This is a genomic window from Amycolatopsis sp. VC5-11 (genome assembly GCF_037034185.1).
Taxonomy (GTDB): domain Bacteria; phylum Actinomycetota; class Actinomycetes; order Mycobacteriales; family Pseudonocardiaceae; genus Amycolatopsis; species Amycolatopsis nivea.
Genome location: NZ_JBAGKF010000002.1, coordinates 873071 through 894437 on the forward strand (window position 1 = coordinate 873071; position 21367 = coordinate 894437).

Sequence of the window (21367 nt, forward strand, 5' to 3'; positions counted from 1 at the left end):
GACAAGAGGATTCTGGCGATGACTGACGAAAGCAAGCTGGTCGACTACCTGAAGCGGGTGACCGCCAACCTGCAGGAGACGCGTGAGCGGCTTCGCGCGGTCGAGGCGGCGGAGGCCGAGCCGATCGCGATCGTGGCGATGGGCTGCCGGTACCCGGGCGACGTGCGCTCGCCGGAGGACCTCTGGGAGCTGGTGGCCGGCGGCCGGGACGCGATCGGCGCGTTCCCGTCCGACCGCGGCTGGAACCTCGACACACTGTTCGACGCCGACCCCGACAGCCCGGGCACGAGCTACGTCTCCGAGGGCGGCTTCGTGCACGACGTCGGCGAGTTCGACGCGCCGTTCTTCGGCGTCTCCCCGCGCGAGGCGCTGGCTATGGACCCGCAGCAGCGGATCGTGCTGGAGCTGGCGTGGGAGACGTTCGAGCGGGCCGGCATCGCGCCGCACTCGCTCGCCAAACAGCAGGTTGGGGTGTTCGTCGGCAGCGGCGACCAGGACTACTACGACGAGCTGCCGCCGTCCGTGCTCGCGGGCGAGGTCGCGGACTACCTGAGCACCGGCAACGCCGCGTCGGTCATTTCCGGCCGGGTCGCCTACGCGCTCGGGCTGGAAGGACCGGCGCTCACGGTCGACACGGCGTGCTCGTCGTCGCTGGTCGCCCTGCACCTCGCCGTGCAGGCGCTGCGGCAGCGCGACTGCTCGCTGGCGCTGGCCGGCGGCGTGATGGTGATGTCGCGGCCGGGTCCGTTCCTGGCGTTCAGCCGTCAGCGCGGGCTCGCCGCGGACGGCCGGTGCAAGGCGTTCTCCGACAGCGCGGACGGCACCGGTTGGGCTGAGGGCGCGGGAACCCTGTTGCTGGAACGGCTTTCCGACGCGCGCCGCAACGGTCACCCGGTCCTCGCTGTCGTGCGTGGTTCCGCGGTGAACTCCGACGGCGCGTCGAATGGGCTCACCGCACCGAACGGCCCTTCGCAGCAGCGGGTCATCCGGCAGGCGCTGGCGAACGCGCGACTCTCGGCGTCCGATGTGGACGCTGTCGAAGGCCACGGAACCGGCACCACCCTCGGCGATCCCATTGAGGCGCAAGCCTTGCTGGCCACCTACGGCCAGGACCGGGACCGTCCGCTGTGGCTCGGTTCGATCAAGTCGAACATCGGTCACGCGCAGGGGGCGGCCGGTGTCGGCGGGGTGATCAAGATGGTGCAGGCAATGCGCAACGGCCTGCTGCCTCGCACCCTCCATGTCACCGAACCGTCCACAGAGGTCGATTGGACCTCCGGCGCGGTCGAGCTGCTGACGGAGGAGCGCCCGTGGGCGGCTGGGGAACGCCCACGGCGCGCGGGCGTGTCGTCGTTCGGCGTCAGCGGCACCAACGCACACGTGATCGTTGAAGAAGCCCCTGCTGTTGAAGCAGAAGAAGTGACGCCGAGCTGGCCGGAAGGCGTTCCGGTCCCGTGGCCGCTCGCCGGGCACGGGACCGCGGCGCTTAAGGCGCAGGCGGCCCAGCTACTGTCCGTTGTGGACGGTGCGACGCCGCTCGACCTCGGTTTCTCACTCGCGACGTCCCGCTCGCCGCTCAGCCACCGCGCCGTCGTGCTCGACGGGAAGGCCGGGGTCGCCGCCCTCGCCGACGGCTCGACGTCGCCCGCGCTGGTCACCGGCACCGCCGTCGAGGGGCTCACCGCGTTCCTCTTCTCCGGACAGGGCGCTCAGCGCGCGGGCATGGGCGCCGAGCTGGCCGCCGCGTTCCCGGTGTTCGCCGAAGCACTGGACGAGGTCTTCGCCGCGATCGACCCGCACCTCGACCGTCCACTGAAGACAGTCGTCTTCGAGAACCCGCGGCTGATCAACCAGACCGGCTACACCCAGCCCGCGTTGTTCGCGATTGAGGTGGCGCTGTACCGGCTGCTGTCGTCGTGGGGCATCAAGCCCGACTTCCTGCTCGGCCACTCGGTCGGCGAGCTGGCCGCCGCGCACGTCGCAGGTGTGCTGTCGCTGACCGACGCCTGCGCTCTCGTCGCGGCACGGGCGAAGCTCATGCAGGCCTTGCCGACCGGTGGCTCGATGGTCGCCCTGCAGGCGACCGAGGACGAGGTCACCCCGCAGCTGACTGACGACGTCAGCATCGCCGCGATCAACGGCCCGGACTCGGTGGTCCTTTCCGGTACCGAAGACGCGGTCGCCGCGGTGGTGGCGAAGTTCGCGGGCCGCAAGTCCTCGAAGCTGAAGGTGTCGCACGCGTTCCACTCGCCGTTGATGGAGCCGATGCTGGCGGAGTTCGCCGCGGTCGCTCGCACGCTCACCTACTCCCGCCCCGAAATCCCGTTGATCTCCAACGTTTCCGGCGCACTCGCCGGGGCCGAGATCGCCACGCCGGAGTACTGGGTCTCGCACGTCCGTGCCGCGGTCCGGTTCCACGACGGGCTGACCGCGCTGAGCGCACAGGGCGTTTCCCGCTTCGTCGAGGTCGGGCCGGACGGCGTGCTTTCCGCGCTCGCCCGGCAGAGCTTCGACGCGGTGATCGTGCCGGTCCTGCGCAAGGACCGGCCGGAGCCGCAGGCAGCGCTCACGGCGCTCGCCGAACTGTTCGTCAGCGGGCTCGTCCCGGACTGGTCCGCGGTCTTCGCCGGCCGCGGCGCCCAGCGCGTCGACCTGCCGCCGTACGCCTTCCAGCGCAAGCGCTACTGGATCGACGCCCGCGCCAACCGCGACGAGGTGACCGCGGCCGGACTCGCCTCGGCCGGGCACCCGCTGCTCGGTGCCGCCGTCTCCCTCGCCGACACCGACGGCGTGGTGCTCACCGGGCGGCTTTCGGCGGAGACGCACGCGTGGCTGGCCGAGCACCGGCTCGGCGAGGTCATCACCGTGCCCGGCACGGCGTTCCTGGAGTTGGTGGTCCGCGCCGGCGACCAGGTCGGCAGCGGCCGCATCGAGGAACTCACGCTCAGCAGCCCGCTGGTGGTGCCGGAGCGCGGTGGCGTGCAGGTCCAGGTGACCGTCGGCGAAGCGGGGGAGCACGGCGTCCGCGCCGTGACGGTCCACTCGCGCGCGGAAGGTGCTGACGGCGAACCGTGGACGCTGCACGCGAGCGGCACGGTCACGCCACCGTCGTACCGTGGCGGAGTGGAGCTGGCCGAGTGGCCGCCCGCCGGTGCCGAGCCGGTCGGGATCGACGGTGTGTACGACGACTTCGCCGACACCGGACTGACCTACGGCCCGCTTTTCCGTTCCCTGCAAGCGGTCTGGCAACGCGACGGCGAGATCTTCGCTGAAGTCGCGCTGCCGGAGGACAGCGACGCTGACCGTTTCGGCCTGCACCCGGCCGCGCTCGACGCGTGCACCCACGCCCTGCGCGTCGCGGGTGGCGGGGACGGCGGCGTCGGCCTGGTTCCGTTCTGCTGGACCGGCGTCGAGCTGCACGCCACCGGTGCGTCCGCGCTGCGCGTGCGGTTCAAGCCGACCACCGAGGACGGCTACGAGATCGTCCTCGCCGACCCGACTGGCGCGCCAGTCGCGACCGTCGCCGAGACGGTGTTCCGCGCCTTCGCCGCGCCGGTCGCCGAGCAGGTCGCTCCGCTGTACCGGATCGAATGGCAGCGGTCCGCGGAAACCGAATCCACTGTGGACACTGGCGACGTCCAGGTTCTGGAGTGCGTCGGCGAATCCGGCACCGCGGCCGAGACGCACGAACTCACGCACCGCGTCCTGGCCGCTCTCCAGACCTGGCTGGCCGAGGAACACCCCGAGCAAGCCAGGCTCGTGGTGGTCACGCGCGGCGCGGTCCCGGCCGCCGGAGACGTCACCGACCTTGCCGCCTCGGCGGTCTGGGGCCTGGTCCGCTCCGCGCAGGAGGAGAACCCGGACGCCTTCGTCCTGCTCGACCTCGACGCCGAAACCACGCCGGAAGCGGTGTTGCCGCAGGTGCTGGCTTCGGGCGAAACGCAGGCAGCGGTCCGGCTCGGCACGGTCCTCGTGCCCCGGCTGGTCCGCACGACTCCGGAACTGGACCGGCCGTACTTCTGCCCGCACGGCACGGTGCTGGTCACCGGCGCGTCCGGCGCGCTCGGCGGAAAGCTCGCCCGGCACCTGGTCGCCGAGCACGGGGTGCGCAGGCTGCTGCTGCTCAGCCGCCGGATCACGCCCGCGCTCGACCAGTTGGCCGCTGAACTGCGGGAAAGCGAGGTCGACGTCCGGCTGGAGCGCTGCGACGTCGCCGACCGCGAGGCGCTGGCCGCCGTGCTGGCGTCGCTGCCGGAGGAGAACCCGCTCACCGCGGTCGTGCACGCCGCCGGCGTTCTCGATGACGGTGTGGTCACCGCACTCACCCCGGAGCGGGTCGACGCGGTGCTCGCCCCGAAGGTCGACGGCGCGCTGAACCTGCACGAACTCACCCGCGAGACCGCGCTGTCCGCGTTCGTGCTGTTCTCGTCGGTCTCCGGCGTGCTCGGTGCGCCCGGCCAGGGCAGCTACGCCGCGGCCAACGCGTACCTGGACGCCCTTGCTTCGCACCGCGTCGCGCACGGTCTGCCGGGCTTATCGCTCGACTGGGGCCTGTGGGGCGAGGTCGGCGGCATGGGCGGCACGCTCACCGAAGAGGAGGTGCAGCGGCTCGCGGCCAGCGGCATCGTGCCACTGTCCACTGCGGACGGTCTGACGCTGTTCGACCGCGCGCTCGCGGTCCGCAAACCGACCGCCGTCCCGGCCAAGCTCGACCTTCCGGTGCTGCGAAAACTCGACCGGCTCCCGCGCACGCTGGAACAGCTCGTCGGCCGCACCGCGCGCCGGGTCGCCGCCACGGCCGGGTCCTCAGTGGACTCCTTCGCCGGACGGCTGCTGAGCTTGCCGGAAGAAGACCGCCGCGACGCCGTGCTGGAACTGGTGCGCGGACACGCCGCGACCGTGCTCGGCTACAGCGGCGCGCACGAAATCGAGTCGTCGGCGCAGTTCTCGTCGCTCGGCTTCGACTCGCTGACCGCGATCGAGCTGCGCAACGGCCTCACCGCGGCCACTGGGCAGCGGCTGCCCGCGACCCTGATCTTCGACTACCCGACACCGACCTCGCTGGCCGCGCACCTGCTGGCCGAGCTGGCCGGCACGGCGGTCGAGATCAGCACAGTGTCCACTAAGGACAACTCGGAGGAGCCGATCGCGATCGTCGGCATGGCCTGCCGCCTGCCCGGCGGTGTCACCTCGCCGGAACAGCTGTGGGAACTGGTCGCCGAGGGCCGCGAAGCGATCGGCGACTTCCCGGCCGACCGCGGCTGGGACGTCGACGGCCTGCTCGACCCGACCGGCCGCCGCCCCGGCACGACGTATGTCGCACGCGGCGGGTTCGTCTACGACGCGGGCGATTTCGACCCGACGTTCTTCGGTGTCTCGCCGAAGGAAGCGCCGATGATCGACCCGCAGCAGCGGCTGCTGCTCGAAGCGTCATGGGAGGCACTGGAGCGATCCGGGATCGACCCGGTTTCGCTCAAGGGCAGCCCGACCGGGGTGTACGCGGGCGTCCAGTACCACGACTACGCGGGCGCGAGCAGCGCTGGTTCGATCGTCACTGGCCGGGTGTCCTACTCCCTTGGTCTCGAGGGCCCGGCTGTCTCGGTGGACACGGCGTGCTCGTCGTCGCTGGTCGCGATGCACATGGCGGCGCAGGCGCTGCGCGGCGGGGACTGCTCGCTCGCGCTGGCCGGCGGCGTCACGGTGATGGCGACCCCGGAGACGTTCGTCGAGTTCAGCCGCCAAAAGGGACTGGCCCCGGACGGCCGGTGCAAGGTGTTCTCCGACGACGCCGACGGCACGACCTGGTCCGAAGGCGTCGGCGTCCTGGTGCTGGAGCGCCTCTCCGACGCCCGCGCCAACGGGCACCCGGTGCTCGCGGTCCTCAAGGGAAGCGCGGTGAACCAGGACGGCACCTCGAACGGCCTGACCGCGCCGAACGGTCCCGCGCAGCAGCGGGTGATCCGCGCGGCGCTGGCCGATGCCGGACTGGAACCGTCCGATGTGGACGCCGTCGAAGCGCACGGCACAGGCACGAAGCTGGGCGACCCGATCGAAGTCCAGGCGCTGCTGGCCACTTACGGCACGCAGACCTCGGCGGACCGTCCCTTGTGGATCGGATCGGTGAAGTCGAACATCGGGCACACCCAGGCCGCCGCCGGCGCCGCTGGCGTGATCAAGATGATCGAAGCGATGCGGCACGGCGAACTCCCCGCGACGCTGAACGTGGGCAAGCCGTCGAGCGAGATCGACTGGTCCTCGGGCGCGGTGCGAGTGCTGGCCGAGCCGGTGAAGTGGCTGCCCAACGGCCACACCCGCCGGGCGGGCGTCTCCTCCTTCGGCGTGAGCGGCACCAACGCGCACGTGATCCTGGAGGAAGGTGACCGGCGCGAGGTCACCGCCTCGACTGGTCCGGAGTACGACGGCCCGGTCGCGTGGCCGGTCTCCGGCCGCGGTGCCGCGGCGTTGCGGGCACAGGCCGAGCAACTGATGTCCTATGTGGACGAAGAGCCGGAAGGCAGCCTCGCCGACATCGGCGTCTCGCTGGCCACCACGCGCGGCGCGTTCGACCGCCGGGCGGTGCTGATCGGCAGCCGGTCGCCGCAGTTCGTGCGCGGTCTCGCGGCGCTGGTCGACGAGGAAGAGGCGCGCGGGGTCGTCAGCGGGACCGCCAGCGCGGGCGGGCGCACCGCGTTCCTGTTCGCGGGCCAGGGTTCGCAGCGCGCGAAGATGGGGGCGCGGCTCGCCGAGCAGTACCCGGCATTCGCCGCCGCGTACGACGAGGCCTGCGCCGCGGTCGACCGGCACCTGGACCGCCCCATCCGGCCGATCATCGACAGCGGGGAGGGCCTCGACGAGACCCGCTACACCCAGCCCGCGCTGTTCGCTCTGGAAGTCGCGCTGTTCCGCCTGGTCCGCGCGTGGGGCATCAAACCGGACGTGCTCGCGGGGCATTCGATCGGCGAGATCGCGGCGGCCCACTGCGCTGGCGTGCTTTCCCTTGAGGACGCGGCGAAGCTGGTAGTCGCTCGCGGTGCGCTGATGCAGGCACTGCCGACCGGTGGCGCGATGGTGGCGATCGACGGGACTCCCGAGGCGGTTCGCGAAGCCGCTGGGGACACTGTGGACATTGCCGCGGTGAACGGTCCGACCTCGGTGGTGATCTCCGGCGCTGAAGAAGCGGTTGCCGAGGTGGCGGCGAAGTTCGAGCGCACCAAGAAACTCCGTGTCTCGCACGCATTCCACTCGCGACTGATGGACCCGATGCTGGCCGAGTTCCGCACTGTTGCGGAAGGACTGTCCTATGCGGACCCACGGATCCCGGTCATCTCGACGGTCACCGGCGGTCCGGCGGACCTGACCTCGCCGGAGTACTGGGTGAACCAGGTCCGCGCAGGCGTGCAGTTCCGTGACGCGGTCACTCGGGCCGCCGCGGACGGCGTGACCCGGTTCCTGGAGCTGGGCCCGGACACCACGCTCGCCGCGATGGCCGCGGGTTGCTTCGACGAGCAGCCTGAGGCGCTGGCTTCGTTGCTGCACAAGGAGAACGACGAGGCGGTGGCCGCGCTGACCGGTGTCGCGCAGCTGCACGTCAGCGGCGTCGAGGTCGACTGGTCCGCGATCTACGAGCCGACCGGCGCCCGTCCGGTGCCGGTGCCGACGTATCCGTTCCAGCGGCAGCGCTTCTGGCTGGAGAGCACCTCCGGCGCGGTCGGCGAGGAGGACCACCCGCTGCTCGGGACGGCACTGGAACTCGCCGACGCCGAGGGGCTGCTGTTCAGCGGACGGCTTTCGGTGGGCACGCACCCGTGGCTGGCCGACCACGTCGTCGGCGGCTCGATCCTGTTCCCCGGCACCGGTTTCGTCGAGATGGCGATCCGGGCGGGCGACGAGGCGGGCTGCCCGCGCTTGGAGGAACTGACCCTGGAGTACCCGCTGGTCGTCCCCGAACGCTCCGGCGTCCGCGTGCAGTTCGCCCTCGGCGCGCCCGACGGCAGCGGCAGCCGGACGTTCAGCGTGCACTCCCGGCCGGAAGGCGACAGCGCCGCCTGGACGCGGCACGCGATCGGCAAGCTCGCCAAGGCGGGCAAGGCCGGGAAGTTCGAGCTGGCCGAGTGGCCGCCCGCCGGCGCCGAGGAGGTCCGCCTGGAGGGCACCTACGAAGAGCTGGCCGCCGACGGGCTCGCCTACGGTCCGGCGTTCCGCGGGCTCGTCGCGGCCTGGAAGCGCGACGGCGAAGCGTTCGCCGAGATCCAGCTCCCGGCCTCGGTGTCCGATGTGGACCGTTACGGCATCCACCCGGCCGTGCTCGACGCCGCGCTGCACACCATCGGTGTCTCCGGCGCGGCCGGGGACGAACCGGCGCTGCCGTTCGCCTGGGAAGGCGTCCGGTTGCACGCCGTCGGTGCGACGACGCTGCGGGTCCACGTCCGCCCGGTCGGCTCGGGCGCGGTCTCGCTCGACGTCGCCGACGGTGCCGGGGCTCCGGTCGCATCGGTGGAATCCCTGCTGCTGCGCCCGATGTCGGCCGTACCGCAGGCGGCACCGACTGGCGGTGGCGACTCGCTGTTCCGCGTTGCCTGGGAACAGGCCGACCTCGACGCGGTCGCCGAGGTCACCGACTGGACCGTGTTGGGCCCGGACGCCTTCGGCCTCACCGAAGCGCTGGGCGCCAAGGCAGCCGGGACGGTCGCCGAGGCGAGCGGACTGGTCGTGCTTCCCGCGGGCGGCACCGACGACGTCCACGCCGAACTGCACCGCGTGCTCGGCCTGCTGCAGGACTGGCTCGCCGGGTCCACCGGTTCGCTGATCGTGGCGACCCGGGGCGCGGTGGCCGCCGAGGAGGGGGAGAACCCCGACCCGGCCGGCGCCGCGGTCGCGGGCCTGGTGCGCTCGGCACAGGCCGAACACCCCGGCCGGATCACGCTGGCCGACCTCGGCGCGGGCACCCCGGCCGGCCGGACGCTGGCCGCGGTGTCGGCCTCGGACGAGCCGCAGGTGGCGTTGCGAGCGGGCGCGGTGCTGGTGCCGCGCCTGGTCCGGGCGGCCGACGCGGCGGCGGCCCCGGTATGGGACGCCGAGGGCACGGTGCTCGTCACCGGAGCCACCGGCGCGCTCGGCACGGCCGTCGCACGGCACCTGGCGACCGAACACGGCGTGCGGAACCTGCTGCTGGTGAGCCGTCGCGGTGCGGACGCACCGGGCGCGGCCGAACTGCGGGACGAACTGTCCGGTCTCGGCGCCGAGGCCACGTTCGCCGCCTGCGACGTGGCCGACCGGGACGCGCTGGCGGTGCTGCTGGCCGGAATCCCGGCCGACGCGCCGCTGCGGGCAGTGGTGCACGCGGCCGGCGTCCTGGACGACGGGGTGCTGACTTCCCTTACCCCGGAACGACTCGACAAGGTCCTGCGCCCGAAGGTCGACGCGGCGGAGGCGTTGCACGAGCTGACCCGCGAGCTGGACCTCACCGCGTTCGTGCTGTTCTCGTCGGCCGCCGGGGTCCTCGGCGCACCGGGGCAGGGCAGCTACGCGGCGGCCAACGCGTTCCTGGACGCACTGGCCGCCCGGCGCCGCACCGAGGGCCTCACCGGCACCTCGCTGGCGTGGGGCCTGTGGAGCGACGGCATGGGCACGACGCTGGAAGACGCGGACGCGCACCGGATCGGCGAGACCGGCATCACCGCACTGTCCACTGAGGACGGTCTGCGGCTGCTGGACGCGACGGTCGGCGCGGCGGAGGCGCAACTGGTGCCGATCGCACTGGACACGCGCGTGCTGGCGTCGTCCGGCGGCGACGACCTCCCGGCCGTGCTGCGCGGTCTGGCAGGCACGCCCGGCCGCCGCGCGGCGCAGGACACGGCCGAGGACACCGAATCCCTGGCGAAGAAACTGGCCGGGCTGGCGGCGAACAAGCGCGTCCCGCTGGTGCTGAACCTGGTGCGCACGCACGCCGCCGCGTTGCTGGGCCACGCCGGTCCGGAGGCGGTGGAAGCGGACCGTTCGTTCAACGAGGTCGGCTTCGATTCGTTGTCCGCCACCGGGTTCCGCAACAAGCTCAGCCTCGTCACCGGGCTGAAGCTGCCGGTCAGCCTGATCTTCGACTACCCGACGCCGCGGATCCTTTCCGAGTTCCTCGTCGGCGAACTGGCTCCTGCCGAAGAAGCACCTGCCGAAGAAACCGTTACGGAGCAAGGAGTCCGGGAGGCGCTGGCGGGAATCCCGCTGGAGAAGCTGCGCGCGGCCGGGCTGCTGGACGGGCTGCTGGAGCTGGCCGGCGTGCGCCTTGCCGAAGACCGCGCCGAGGAGCCGGAAGCCGTGGAGGAGGCGTCGATCGACGACCTCGACACGGACGCCCTGATCAGCATGGCGATCGGCGCCGGCGACGACTGAGCGCACCGGGCGCGAGGGGCGGGAACCCCTAACCCGGCAGGCCCCGGCCACTGTTGTCCGGCCCTGCCGGGGTGTGGCCCACTGACAAGACCCGAACGAGGAGAGGTAACCCCATGGTCACCGGCTACGCAATCGAAGCACGGGGGCTGCGCAAGTCCTACGGCGACGTGAAAGTGCTGGAAAGCGTCGACCTGAGCGTGCGGCGCGGCACGATGTTCGCGCTGCTCGGCCCCAACGGCGCCGGGAAGACCACGACGGTGCGGATCCTCAGCACCCTCCTGGACGCCGACGGCGGCACCGTGACCGTCAACGGGCACGACCTCGCCGGGTCCAAGCGGACGGTGCGCGAGCAGATCGGCCTGACCGGACAGGACACCGCGGTCGACGAACTGCTCACCGGCCGCGAGAACCTGGAGATGATGGCCCGGCTGTTCCACCTGCCCGCCGCGCGGGCGAAGGCGCGGGCCACCGAACTGCTCGCGCAGTTCGACCTCGTGGAGGCCGCGGGCCGCCAGGTCAAGACCTACTCCGGCGGCATGCGGCGCAGGCTCGACCTGGCGATCAGCCTGATCACCTCGCCGCCGGTGCTGTTCCTCGACGAGCCGACCACCGGTCTCGACCCGCGCAGCCGCTCGGCGATGTGGGACGCGATCCGCGAGTTGCTCAACGGCGGCACCACGATCCTGCTCACCACGCAGTACCTCGAGGAGGCCGACCAGCTCGCCGACCGGATCGCGGTGATCGACAAGGGCCGCGTGGTCGCCGAGGGCACCGCCGCCGAGCTCAAGCGCAAGGTGGGCACCGAGCGGCTGAAGCTCACCTTTGCCACCGCCGCCGACGCGGCGCGCGCGCACGACGTCGCCGGCGGGGTGCTGACCGGCGAGACGGTCAGCGTCGCGATCGACCAGCCCGCCCAGGTCCGGCAGGTGCTCAACCGGATCGACGACGCGGGCCTCGAAACCACCGGGCTGGAGCTCTCCGAGCCGACCCTCGACGACGTTTTCCACACCCTCACCGGAACCGCGGGAGCGAACTGATGACCCAGACCCTGTCCAGGGAGATCGAGGGGACGCACATCCCCGGCTCCCCGAGCCGCTCGTCGTTCGCGCTCGCCCTGTCCGATTGCCGGGTGCTGGTCGCGCGCAACGTCAAGCACATCGTCCGCAACCCGGAGATGCTGATCCAGGCGTTCTCGCTGCCGATCGTGCTGCTGCTGCTGTTCCGCTTCATGTTCGGCGGCGCGATCAACCTGCCCGGCATGGCCTACGTCGACTACCTCGTGCCCGGACTGGTGGTTGTCAGCATCGGCTTCAACTCGACGACCACCGTGGTCGGCGTGGCCGCGGACCTGACCCAAGGCCTGGTCGAACGGTTCCGCTCGATGCCGATGGCGGGCTCGGCCGTGCTTGTCGGCCACGTCGTCTCCGGCGTGCTGCGCAGCATGCTTTCGCTCGTGGTGATGGTCGTGGTCGGCCTGGCCATCGGGTTCCGCCCGGCGGGCGGCGTGCTCGGCTGGCTCGCCGCGACCGGACTGCTGGTGCTGTTCGCCGCCGGCGTGTTCTGGCTCGCCACGCTGGTGGGGTCGATCGCCAAGACCGTCGAGGGAGCGGGCGGCCTCGGCATGATCTTCGTGTTCGTCCCGTACGCCACCAGCGCGCTCGTCCCCACCGGGTCGATGCCGTCGGTGCTGCGGGCCGTCGTCGACAACCAGCCGGTGACAGTGGTGATCGACGCCGTCCGCGGCCTGATGAACGGCACCGCGGTGGCTTCGACGGTGTGGCTGGCGTTCGCCTGGTCGGTCGTCCTCACCGCGATCGGCGCGTACCTCGCGATCCGGAAGTTCCACCAGCGCGCCCGCGGCTGACCCCCTCGCCGCGGTGGCGAAGGCGGCCCGTGCCCCCGAGCACGGGCCGCCTTTTTCTTGAACCCGAGACGCGGTCTGCGTCAGACCGCCCAGGTTGCTGTGGGGCAGCTTCCGCACGGCGGCACAACCCGGGACCGGCCTAGCTCGTAAAGGCGGGTGAAGCGGTCGGCGTCGAGTTCGCCGTCGGAGATGTGCAGCGAGCAGCCGCCCGGCCTGGCGCCCTGGGCAGCGTACTAAACCGACTCCCCGGTTTTCCCAGTAAAACAGGCCGGTCGGTTTGGTTGCTGATCACAGTGCGCCGCACGAAAAGGGCGACCCCGCACCGCCGGGCCGCCCTTTTTCCGAAGCTTCACACCGCGGCCGTCTCCTGCTCCGCGCCGCGCGGATCGAACCGGTGCAGCCGCCGCGGCGGGACCACCGAGTTGAGGATCAACGTCCACATGTACGCCGTGCGCTCGAGCAGGTCGTTGCGGCCGGTCAGCACCTGGGAGCTCAGCTGGATCCCGGTGAACGACGCCTGCACGTACACCGCGAGGTCGTACGCGTTGATCTCCTTGCGCACATCGCCCGCCGCCTTCGCCGCGAGCAGGCAGCCGTGGATCGTGTCGATCCACCGCTTGTACGCCGCACCCGCCGGCGCGATGAACGAACCCTGCTCGATGACCAGCCGGACGCTCGCCCGGACCCGCACGTCGGACTGCAGGCTGGCCGCCATCCCCTGCGTCAGGTCGATGACCGTCTGCAGCCCCGGGCGCTCGATCGCCGCGAGCGGCTCCCACACCGTGAACTGCTCCTCGATCAGCGCGTCGGCCAGGTCTTCCTTCGACTTGAAGTGGAAGTACAGCGCACCCTTCGTGACCCCGGCTTCGGCCAGGATCTCCGACAGGCTCGCGCCGAGGAAGCCGACGGCGTCGAACCGCGAGGCTGCCGCCTCGAGGATCGCGTTCCGTGTCTGCTCCGCACGCTCTTGGCGAGCCACGGCGGCCCCTCTCGCTTTGGCGGCTCGGTCCACAGCAGACCCCCGCCCAGAAGGACAGTCTACGTCCCGGCGGCCCGGAAAGCCACTAAAAACCGCTCGGTTGGTATGGTTTCAGCGGGGGAGCAGGGGTGCCGGTCAGGGGAGCAGGGCGGCGATTCCGTCCAGGACTCGTTCCAGCGCGAAGTCTTCGGGCGCGGCGACCGGCCAGCCGTGGGATTCGGCCAGTTCGGCCAGGTGCGGATAGCCGCCTTCGGACAGTCGCGGTTGCAGGAAAGCTCGTACTTCGGCGGAGTATTCGGCGGATTCGGGGGAATCCGGGTCGGCCGCCGTCCGGCGGCGGTCCGCGGTGGCCCGGACGACCGCCGAAACCAGCTCCGCGCACCCCAATGCGTCCACAGTGGACAAACCGGCCCCGGTGAAAATGTCCAGGAGCTGTTCGGTCCAGCGGAGGCGGTGCGGGGTCAGGCTCTCGCGGACGTCCAGCAGCCAGGGGCGGGCGGCGTACCGTTTGGCGGCGGCGTCCGCCCAGGCCCGGACCGCGGAGCGCCACTCCAGGCCCTCGGCGGGTTTCGGGGGCGGGCCGAATCCGGTCTCGGCCAGCAGGATCAGCAGTTCGTCTTTCGAGCTCACGTAGCGGTAAAGCGCGTTGGTCGTCAGCCCGAGCGCGGACGCGATGTTCGGCAGCGACGCCGCGGCCAGGCCCTCGGTGTCGGCCAGTTCGACGGCGGCCGCCACCACCGCCTCGACGGTGTGCGACGGCTTCGGCCCGCGACGGGGACGCGGGCCGCCTTGCCATGCCGGGGACAGACCTGGGGGCAGGGCGCGGGGGTCGGGCTCGATCGGCATCTTTCGCTCCGGGACGTCTTTCAGTAAACTGTGCAAGTCTTACACCGATCTGGCCTGGGGGCGAGCCAACGTGAGCGAGACCAATCGATCCGGGGCCGGGAGCGCCGCCGAGGCTGAACGGCGCACCTCGGTTTCGCGGCGGCCAGCGCGCTGACCTGGTTCGGCATCGGCGGGAATCCGGACCCGCCGCGGCTGTTTCGCACCCTGTCCGGCGGTGCCGTCCGAGCTGCTCCGAGGCCCTGTTGCCGGGGCCTGGGGTTTCCCGATCATCCGGGGTCCGCTAAACTGTGCAAGCCTTACACAATTAATCCCGACTCCGCCGAAGCCGTATTGGGGGGCCTCTCATGTCGGAGAGCACCGAGAAGACCCGTTCGGGGAGCGGATCCGCTCGCCTGATCGTCACGATCGCCTGGGCGGCCGTCCTCGGCGTCCAGTTCGTCATCTGGCTGCTGATGTGCCTCATCAGCATGTCCTTCAAATGGCCGTTCTGGCTGTGGACGCTGGGCGGCGGCGTGATCGTGCTCGGGGTCTGGTGGTCGCTCGACCGCCGCGGTTCCGGGAACGGATCGGAGTGAACGACGTGTCCACCACCACCACTTCCGTGGCAACGCCGGTCCAGTTGGACGCGGTGCACAAGACCTACGGCCGCGGCGAAAGCGCGGTCGAAGCGCTCGCCGGCGTGTCCGTCGCCTTCCCGGCAGGCACCTTCACCGCGGTGATGGGCCCGTCCGGTTCCGGCAAGAGCACGCTGCTGCACTGCGCGGCCGGGCTGGACACGCCGACCTCGGGCACGGTCACCCTCGTCGGGACCGACCTCAAGGGCAAGAACGAAACGAAGCTCACCGAACTGCGCCGCGAGCACGTCGCGTTCATCTTCCAGTCGTTCAACCTGATGCCCGCGCTGAACGTGGAGCAGAACGTCACGCTGCCCACGCTGCTGGCCGGCCGCACGCCGGACAAGGCGTGGGTGGACCAGGTGATCGCGCGCGTCGGGCTGTCCCAGCGCGTGAAGCACCGGCCCGGCGAGCTGTCCGGCGGGCAGCAGCAGCGCGTCGCGATCGCCCGCGCGCTCGCCGCCCGCCCGGCGGTGGTGTTCGCCGACGAGCCCACCGGCGCGCTCGACACCACCACCGCGCTCGAGGTCCTCGGCCTGATGCGCGAATTGGTCAGCGCGGGCCAGACGATCGTGATGGTCACGCACGACCCGGTCGCCGCGTCCCACGCGGACAACGTGCTGTTCCTGGTCGACGGCCGGATCGTCACGCAGATGGCGAGCCCGAGCGTCGACGCGGTGGCGAGCACCCTGGCGCACCTCGGCGAGCAAGCGAGGAGGCAGCGGTGAGTTCGCGGCGAGTCGTGCTCGCGCTCGCGCTGTCGAGCCTCCGGTACCGCGCGGCGGCGTCGCTCGCGTCGTTCATCGCCATCTTCGTCGGCTGCGGTCTGCTGATCGCGTGCGCCGGGCTGTTCGAGACGGCGATCGTGCTGAAAGCGGCCCCGGAACGGCTGTCCGCCGCGCCGCTGGTCGTCGGCGGGTCCGCCGGGTTCAAGCTGCCGGACGAGGAATCGCAGGTCGTCCCGTACGCCGAGCGTGCGGTGCTGCCGGAGGACCAGGTCGCCAAGATCTCCGCGGTGCAGGGCGTCGGACAGGCGGTGCCGGACGTTTCGTTCGCGACCGTGCTGCTGCACGACGGTGCGCCCGAGCCGGGTGCGTCTGTCCTTTCCGGACACGGCTGGGATTCCGCTTCGCTGGGCGGATACAAACTGACCGAGGGCGCGGCTCCGAACACGCCGGGCCAGGTCGTGCTCGACGCGGCCACCGCGTCCGCGGCCGGCCTGCACGCGGGTTCGGCCGTCGACCTGGCGGTGAACGGACAGCGGCAGTCGTTCCAGATTTCCGGCGTCGCACAGCCTTCGCAGGCCGTGCGCGCGCCCGCGTTCTTCTTCTCCGTCGCGGACACCCAGCGGTTCAACCCGCATCCCGGCACCGTCGGGCTCGTGGGCGTGTTCCCGGCCGACGGGGTCGACGCGACCGAGCTGGCGGGCAAGATCTCCGAGCAGGTTCCGGCGCTGACGGTGCTGACCGGCGACGACCGCGGTTCGGCCGAATTCGTCGGCGTGAGCGGAAGCCAGCTGCCGCTGATCCTGCTCGCGGCGATCTTCGGCGGCATGGTGCTGGTCGTGATGGCGCTCGTCGTTTCCGCGACGATCAGCCTCACCGTCCGGCAGCGGCAGCAGGAACTCGCGCTGCTGCGGGCGACCGGGGCGACGCCGAAACAGGTGCACCGCATGGTCGTCATGGAGACGATGGCGGTCGGTGCGCTCGCCGCGGTGTGCGGGGCGTTCCTGGGCAGCCTGCTCGGAAACTGGATCTTCAGCACCAGCGGCTCGCTCGGCATCGTGCCGGACGAACTCGCCTTCACCCAGGACATCATCGCGTTCGCGGCGGGCATCGTCGTCACGCTCGCGATCACCTTCGGGGCCGCGTGGTTCGCCGCGCTGGCCGCCGCACGGGCCCGGCCGATCCAGGCGCTGGCCGAGGCGGCGATCCCGGGGGCCAAGGTGAACGCGGTGCGCCGCATGGGCGCGCTGATCTGCGGTGCGGCCACCGTGCTGCTGGCTTCGACCACGATCTTCATGCCCGCCGACAGCGCGGCGGCGATCGGCGGTCCGGCGCTGCTCACCGGTGCGATCGGCGTCGCGCTGCTCGGTCCGGAGATCATCGCGTGGGTGGTGGACCGGTTCGGTCCGTTCGTGCGCCGGGTCGCCGGCCGCGACGCCACGCTCGCGGTCATCAACACCCGGGCGCGGGCCGTCGCGTTCGCCGCGGTGCTCACGCCGATCACGCTCGCCAGCGCGGTCGCGCTCGGCAACGTGTATTCCGAGACCACCGCGCAGAAAGCGCAGGTCAACGCGTACGCCGGGCAATTGCAGGCGGACGCCGTGCTCACCTCGACCGCGGGCGGGTTCTCGCCGGACCAGCTCGCGCAGATCCGCAGCACGCAAGGGGTTTCGACCTCGTCGCCGCTCGTCACCAGCTCCGGCTGGATCGAAGATCCGTACGACGGCAACGGAAGCGACCCGTTGCGGCTGCTGGGCGTCGCCCCGCAGGACCAGGGCGGCACGGTGCTCTCCACCGAGGTCACCGAAGGTTCGCTGACGGCATTGCGCGGGGATTCGGTGGCGCTGCCCGCGTCGGTCGCCGACAGTCTCGAGATCAAGGTCGGCGCCAAGATCAAAATGCGGCTCGGCGACGGGGCGCAGGTCCCGGTGACCGTGGTCGCGCTGCTGGACAGCCCGTCCAGTTACGCAAGCATGGTGTTGCCCGCGGATCTACTGGCCGCGCACACCACCAGCGGCCTGGCGTCGCAGGTGCTCGTGCGGGGCGGCGACGCCAGCGCGATCGTGTCGGCACTGTCCGACCGGACGAAGGACTGGCCCGGGGTCACGGTCGGCGACGACAGCACGCTCGCCGCGAGTTTCCAGGCGAGTGCCGACGTCGAGGCGCTGATCAACTACCTGCTGGCCGTGCTCGCCATCGCGTACGCCGCGATCGCCGCGGTGAACACGCTCTCGGTGGCGGTGCTGGCCCGCCGGCGGGAGTTCGGCGCGCAACGGCTCGCCGGCGCCGACCGCGGGCAGGTGAAGCGGATGCTGTTCGTGGAAGGCGGGATCGTGGCGGTGACCGGGCTCGTGCTCGGCATCGTGATCTCGCTCTTCACCGCGGTGCCGATGGCCCTGACCACCGGCGAGATCATCCCGTCCGGACCGGTCTGGGTGTTCCTCGCCGTGGTGCTCGCGATCTTCCTGATCGTGTGGCCGGCGACCGCGCTCTCGGCGAGGCTGGCGATGCGCCGCAACGCCGTCGAAGCGGTGAAAATGCCCGGCCAGTAACGATTTCTAGGGGTACGCCGGGCCGGTCCGGGGTGGATAGTCTCGAAAGGACTGTCCACCCCGGCCCGGCTTTTTGCCGTCTCTGGAGCTATCCCATGCGTGTACTCCTGGCCGCGCCGTCCTCGACCGCCCGGCTGCACACCCTGGTGCCGCTGGCCTGGGCGCTGCGGACCGCCGGACACGACGTGAAAATCGCCGGACGCCCCGCGTTCGTCGAGAACATCCTCCGCACCGGCTGCGTCGCGGCCGAACTCGAAGACGGCGACGCGGAACTGACTGAATCCGCCGCACTGGTCAAGTTCGCGCGACTGTGGCGGCCCGCTGTAGTCGTGTCGAACGCACCCGCCGGAATCACCGCCGCCCGCGAGGTCAACGCCAAGGCAGTTCGCGTGCTCGGACCGTCGGACTTCGACGGCACCGCGGACCACGCACTCGACGTCGTCCCTCCTTCATTGCGAGACAAGGACTCTCCGGGAACTCCGATACGGCACATGCCGTATTTCGGTCCGGCCGAGATCCCCAACTGGCTGCGTCGCAAGGCATGCCGCACTCGTATTCTGCTGTCGCTGGCTGATCCTTCCTGGTATGAGCCAGTCTTCAGTGCACTGTCCGATGTAGACGCCGAGTTCGTCTGCAAGGCGGAACTGCCAGCCGGGCTCACCCTGCCGCCGAGCGTGAAACTAGTCGACTCCGCGCCTCCTTCCGCCGTGCTGCCGACCTGCGCGGCGGTGGTGCACGACGGCGACGAGACCTTGGCCCTTGCCGCAGTGGCGTACGGGCTGCCGCAGCTGTCGTTAACCGAGTCCGCCTTCGGTACCCGCGTCACCGCTGCGGGCGCGGGGCTTACCGGTTCGGCGGAAAAGATCTCCCGACTCACCGACGACACACTTCGCGCCGGTGCGGCCGCATTGCGTGCTGAGGTAGCCGCGTTACCGGCCCCTCGCGCGGTCGTCGCCCCCCTGCTCCCGCTAGGTCGGCTTTAGATCGCTCCGGCACTCTCTGTGGAGTAGAGAGGACCACTGCGTGAAGTGAGGTGGCGGCAATGCCGACCCGGGTGATGGAAAAGCCGGTCGATCCAGTGGCAGCGTGGCTGGCCCCGCTGGCGGACGACCCGGCGGGCGCGGTCGCGTTCCTCTCCGAAGTGACCGACCGCGTGTCGCGGCGCCACGGCTCGGGCAGAGTCCTGGTCCCCGGCGGCGGCCCGGTAGCGGACGCACTGGCCGGCGAAGGCTACGAGGTCCATCTGGAGCCCGGCTCGCGCTTCGACACCGGCTACCTGGGCGCGGACGTGCTGTCCCGCCTGCCCGACCAGCGAGACCAGTTGCGCGCGATCGGCCGCTACAGCCGCCTCCTGCGCCCAGGCGGCGCCCTGGTAGTCCAGGGCCGCCATCCGGACCCGGCCTGCTGGACCGCGGACGCCCGCGTGCGCGCGGTCGACGACGTCCGGCAAATCGTGCACCTGACTGACGCGTCGCTGCCCTTGCGCTACGTGTGGCCCGCCGAACTGGACCTGATGGCCGAACTGGCGGGCCTGGCCTTGGACAGCCGCTGGGGCGGTTGGTACGGAGAACCAGTCACGGGCGGCGGTTTCGTAGTGTCGGTTTACCGCAGCTGAGGCTTTTGCCCCAGCCCCGCAGCACAAATAGAACGGCCCGGTCTCCCGCTTGTGGCGGAAGACCGGGCCGAATCCGGCGCGGTCAGGATCAGACCGCGTCCGACATCTCGCCGACAAGAATGCTGTGGTGCAGCTTCCGCAACGAGCTCCCGGGCTCGATCCCCAGCTGCTGCACCAAATTCTGCCGAGCCGAAGCGAACGTCTCCAACGCCTCGGCCCGCCGGTTGGACCGGGCCAGCGCGGTCATCAAGTACTCGGTGAACGTCTCCCGCAGCGTGTGCTCCTTAGCCAGCGCGGACAGCTGCCCGACGACCTCGCGATGCCGCCCGATCAACAGTTCGGTCTCCATCAGCAGCTCAAGGCAGCCGAGCCGGCTCTCCTCGAGCAGCGTCGCGTAAGCCTGCACGTCCGGCGAGTCGGCGAATCCGCCAAACGCTGCACCGCGCCAAAGGTTGGTGGCCTCCCGCAGCACCTTCGCCGCCTGCCCGTAGCTGCGGTCCCAGTGCAACGTCCGCCCCTGCTCGTAAAGCCGGGTGAACCGGTCCGCATCGAGCTCGCCGATGCCGACGTGCAGCGAATACCCCCGCGGACTGGTGACCACCGGGCTCTCTTCCGCATCCTTGCTCGTGCCGCGCAACAGTTTCCGCAGCTGCGACACGTACACGTACAACGCCGCGCTCGCCCTTGCCGGCGGATGTTCGCCCCAGATCTCGCTGATCAGGTGCTCGGCGGTCACGACCTGGTTGTTCTTGGCCAGCAGCACGGACAGCAGGGTCTCGATCTTGCGGGCCCGCGGGGCGCAGACGCCGGGCCGGCCGCTCACTCTGATCTGTCCGAGAATTTCGTAGTTGAGCATAACTGCCCTCCGATGTCTCTCGCGCCGGACCCGTCCGGCGGCGCCCCCAGCGCCGCTGCCTGCCGGTCCGAGCCGGGTCCGTGACAGGACCATAGCAAACCGGGAGGTCGGTTTTCAAGGTAAAACCGGGTGGTTGGTCTGTTCCGGTCGCGACCTGCCGGATACGGCCAGGCAATCGGCCCTGCCGACTAGTAAACCGGGCGGTCGGTATGTCATGATGAGCAGGCCGGGAACCCACGCCGTGCCGTTCCCGGCGCGAGACGATGGGGAAGACGGTGACTAAACAGGCCCGTGCGGAGCTGACCAGGCTCCTGCTGCTGGACGCCGCGGCGACACTGTTTTACCGCGACGGCTACGCGGCCACGAGCATGGTGGACATCGCCCGCGAGGCCGGCGTGACCAAGGGCGGCCTGTACTTCCACTTCTCGTCGAAGGACGAGGTCTGCGACGAGGTGCAGTCGGCGGCCGTCGCGGTGCTGCACGGGCACGTCGCGCGAGCGCGCGGGAGCCGTCCGCATCTGCGCAGGCTGGCCGGCCTGAGCCGGGCGTTGATGGGCTGGCTCGCCGAGGACGCCAAGGTGGGCGCGAGCTTCCGGCTGGCCCGCGAAATGGGCTCGAACGACCCGCGGTTCGTCGCCTTCGTCCGCGCGTGGATGGGCCAGGTGCGCGCGCACATCGCCGCGGCGCACGGGGCGGGGGAGCTGAGCCCGCGCGTCCGCCCGGACCTCGCGGCGCTGCTGGTCGTGGTGACCTGCGTCGGCCTCGAAACGGCTTCGGCGAGCGGCACGATCCCGGCGGGCACGGATCTGGCGAACACGCTTTCCGAGCTCTGGCGGGTGATCGAGGTGGCGCAGCCCGCGGATTCGTCCGCCGCCGAGGCAACAGGCACCTGAGTGGCCGCGACGTCTGCGGGTCGAGAATTCCCTGCAC

At 71.1% G+C, this 21367-nt stretch carries 12 protein-coding genes; 9 read left to right on the plus strand and 3 right to left on the minus strand.

The genetic code is table 11. From position 1 onward, the window contains the following. Nucleotides 1-12: 12 nt before the first annotated feature. The 3 genes from WA670_RS11395 to WA670_RS11405 all read left to right on the plus strand — a co-directional run bounded on the left by WA670_RS11395 (nucleotide 13) and on the right by WA670_RS11405 (nucleotide 12250). Nucleotides 13-10386 (plus strand): SDR family NAD(P)-dependent oxidoreductase, encoded by a 10374-nt coding sequence (locus WA670_RS11395; protein ID WP_442893090.1) that lies wholly within the window; start codon nucleotides 13-15, stop codon nucleotides 10384-10386. A 113-nt stretch (nucleotides 10387-10499) separates the two neighbouring features. Continuing rightward, nucleotides 10500-11423: a daunorubicin resistance protein DrrA family ABC transporter ATP-binding protein gene (locus WA670_RS11400; RefSeq protein ID WP_037810552.1), complete on the plus strand. Its 924-nt coding sequence runs from the start codon at nucleotides 10500-10502 to the stop codon at nucleotides 11421-11423. After that, the gene (locus WA670_RS11405) at nucleotides 11423-12250 is read left to right on the plus strand and encodes an ABC transporter permease (protein ID WP_336157658.1); all 828 of its coding nucleotides are present in this window, start codon (nucleotides 11423-11425) and stop codon (nucleotides 12248-12250) included. The genes WA670_RS11400 and WA670_RS11405 overlap by 1 nt, the downstream gene beginning before the upstream one ends. 349 nt (nucleotides 12251-12599) lie before the next feature. Here WA670_RS11405 and WA670_RS11410 read toward each other — a convergent pair whose 3' ends face one another. Continuing rightward, nucleotides 12600-13229, minus strand: a complete 630-nt coding sequence (locus WA670_RS11410; protein ID WP_336157659.1) for a ScbR family autoregulator-binding transcription factor — start codon at nucleotides 13227-13229, stop codon at nucleotides 12600-12602. Between the two features lie 135 nt (nucleotides 13230-13364). Further along, on the minus strand, nucleotides 13365-14075 hold the full coding sequence (locus WA670_RS11415) for a TetR/AcrR family transcriptional regulator (RefSeq protein WP_336157660.1): 711 nt from the start codon (nucleotides 14073-14075) through the stop codon (nucleotides 13365-13367). A 344-nt stretch (nucleotides 14076-14419) separates the two neighbouring features. On the opposite strand from WA670_RS11415, the gene WA670_RS11420 reads away from it, so the two are divergent. The 5 genes from WA670_RS11420 to WA670_RS11440 all read left to right on the plus strand — a co-directional run bounded on the left by WA670_RS11420 (nucleotide 14420) and on the right by WA670_RS11440 (nucleotide 19581). Further along, the gene (locus tag WA670_RS11420) at nucleotides 14420-14650 is read left to right on the plus strand and encodes a hypothetical protein (protein WP_037810549.1); all 231 of its coding nucleotides are present in this window, start codon (nucleotides 14420-14422) and stop codon (nucleotides 14648-14650) included. Beyond that, nucleotides 14647-15417, plus strand: coding sequence for an ABC transporter ATP-binding protein (locus tag WA670_RS11425; RefSeq protein ID WP_134729745.1), 771 nt, complete (start codon nucleotides 14647-14649; stop codon nucleotides 15415-15417). Before WA670_RS11420 ends, WA670_RS11425 begins: the two co-directional genes overlap by 4 nt. After that, entirely contained in the window at nucleotides 15414-17966 is a 2553-nt protein-coding gene (locus tag WA670_RS11430; RefSeq protein ID WP_336157661.1) for an ABC transporter permease, read from the plus strand. Before WA670_RS11425 ends, WA670_RS11430 begins: the two co-directional genes overlap by 4 nt. Nucleotides 17967-18061: 95 nt before the next feature. Next, the gene (locus tag WA670_RS11435) at nucleotides 18062-18949 is read left to right on the plus strand and encodes a nucleotide disphospho-sugar-binding domain-containing protein (protein WP_336157662.1); all 888 of its coding nucleotides are present in this window, start codon (nucleotides 18062-18064) and stop codon (nucleotides 18947-18949) included. Nucleotides 18950-19008: 59 nt separating this feature from the next. Then, a complete protein-coding gene (locus tag WA670_RS11440; protein WP_205673189.1) occupies nucleotides 19009-19581 on the plus strand; it encodes a hypothetical protein in 573 nt (190 codons plus the stop codon). A gap of 88 nt (nucleotides 19582-19669) precedes the next feature. Here WA670_RS11440 and WA670_RS11445 read toward each other — a convergent pair whose 3' ends face one another. Next, complete coding sequence (locus tag WA670_RS11445) at nucleotides 19670-20437, minus strand: AfsR/SARP family transcriptional regulator (protein ID WP_336157663.1); 768 nt, start codon at nucleotides 20435-20437, stop codon at nucleotides 19670-19672. A gap of 275 nt (nucleotides 20438-20712) precedes the next feature. Here WA670_RS11445 and WA670_RS11450 point away from each other — a divergent pair, with 275 nt between their 5' ends. Then, complete coding sequence (locus WA670_RS11450; protein ID WP_240690832.1) at nucleotides 20713-21330, plus strand: ScbR family autoregulator-binding transcription factor; 618 nt, start codon at nucleotides 20713-20715, stop codon at nucleotides 21328-21330. Nucleotides 21331-21367 lie beyond the last annotated feature (37 nt).

Excerpts from the sequence above, each read along its gene's own strand:
- WA670_RS11400 (WP_037810552.1), top strand. The coding sequence starts at position 10,500 with ATGGTCACCGGCTACGCAATCGAAGCACGGGGGCTGCGCAAGTCCTAC.
- WA670_RS11405 (WP_336157658.1), top strand. The coding sequence starts at position 11,423 with ATGACCCAGACCCTGTCCAGGGAGATCGAGGGGACGCACATCCCCGGC.
- WA670_RS11415 (WP_336157660.1), bottom strand. The coding sequence starts at position 14,075 with ATGCCGATCGAGCCCGACCCCCGCGCCCTGCCCCCAGGTCTGTCCCCG.
- WA670_RS11420 (WP_037810549.1), top strand. The coding sequence starts at position 14,420 with ATGTCGGAGAGCACCGAGAAGACCCGTTCGGGGAGCGGATCCGCTCGC.
- WA670_RS11435 (WP_336157662.1), top strand. The coding sequence starts at position 18,062 with ATGCGTGTACTCCTGGCCGCGCCGTCCTCGACCGCCCGGCTGCACACC.
- WA670_RS11440 (WP_205673189.1), top strand. The coding sequence starts at position 19,009 with ATGCCGACCCGGGTGATGGAAAAGCCGGTCGATCCAGTGGCAGCGTGG.
- WA670_RS11445 (WP_336157663.1), bottom strand. The coding sequence starts at position 20,437 with ATGCTCAACTACGAAATTCTCGGACAGATCAGAGTGAGCGGCCGGCCC.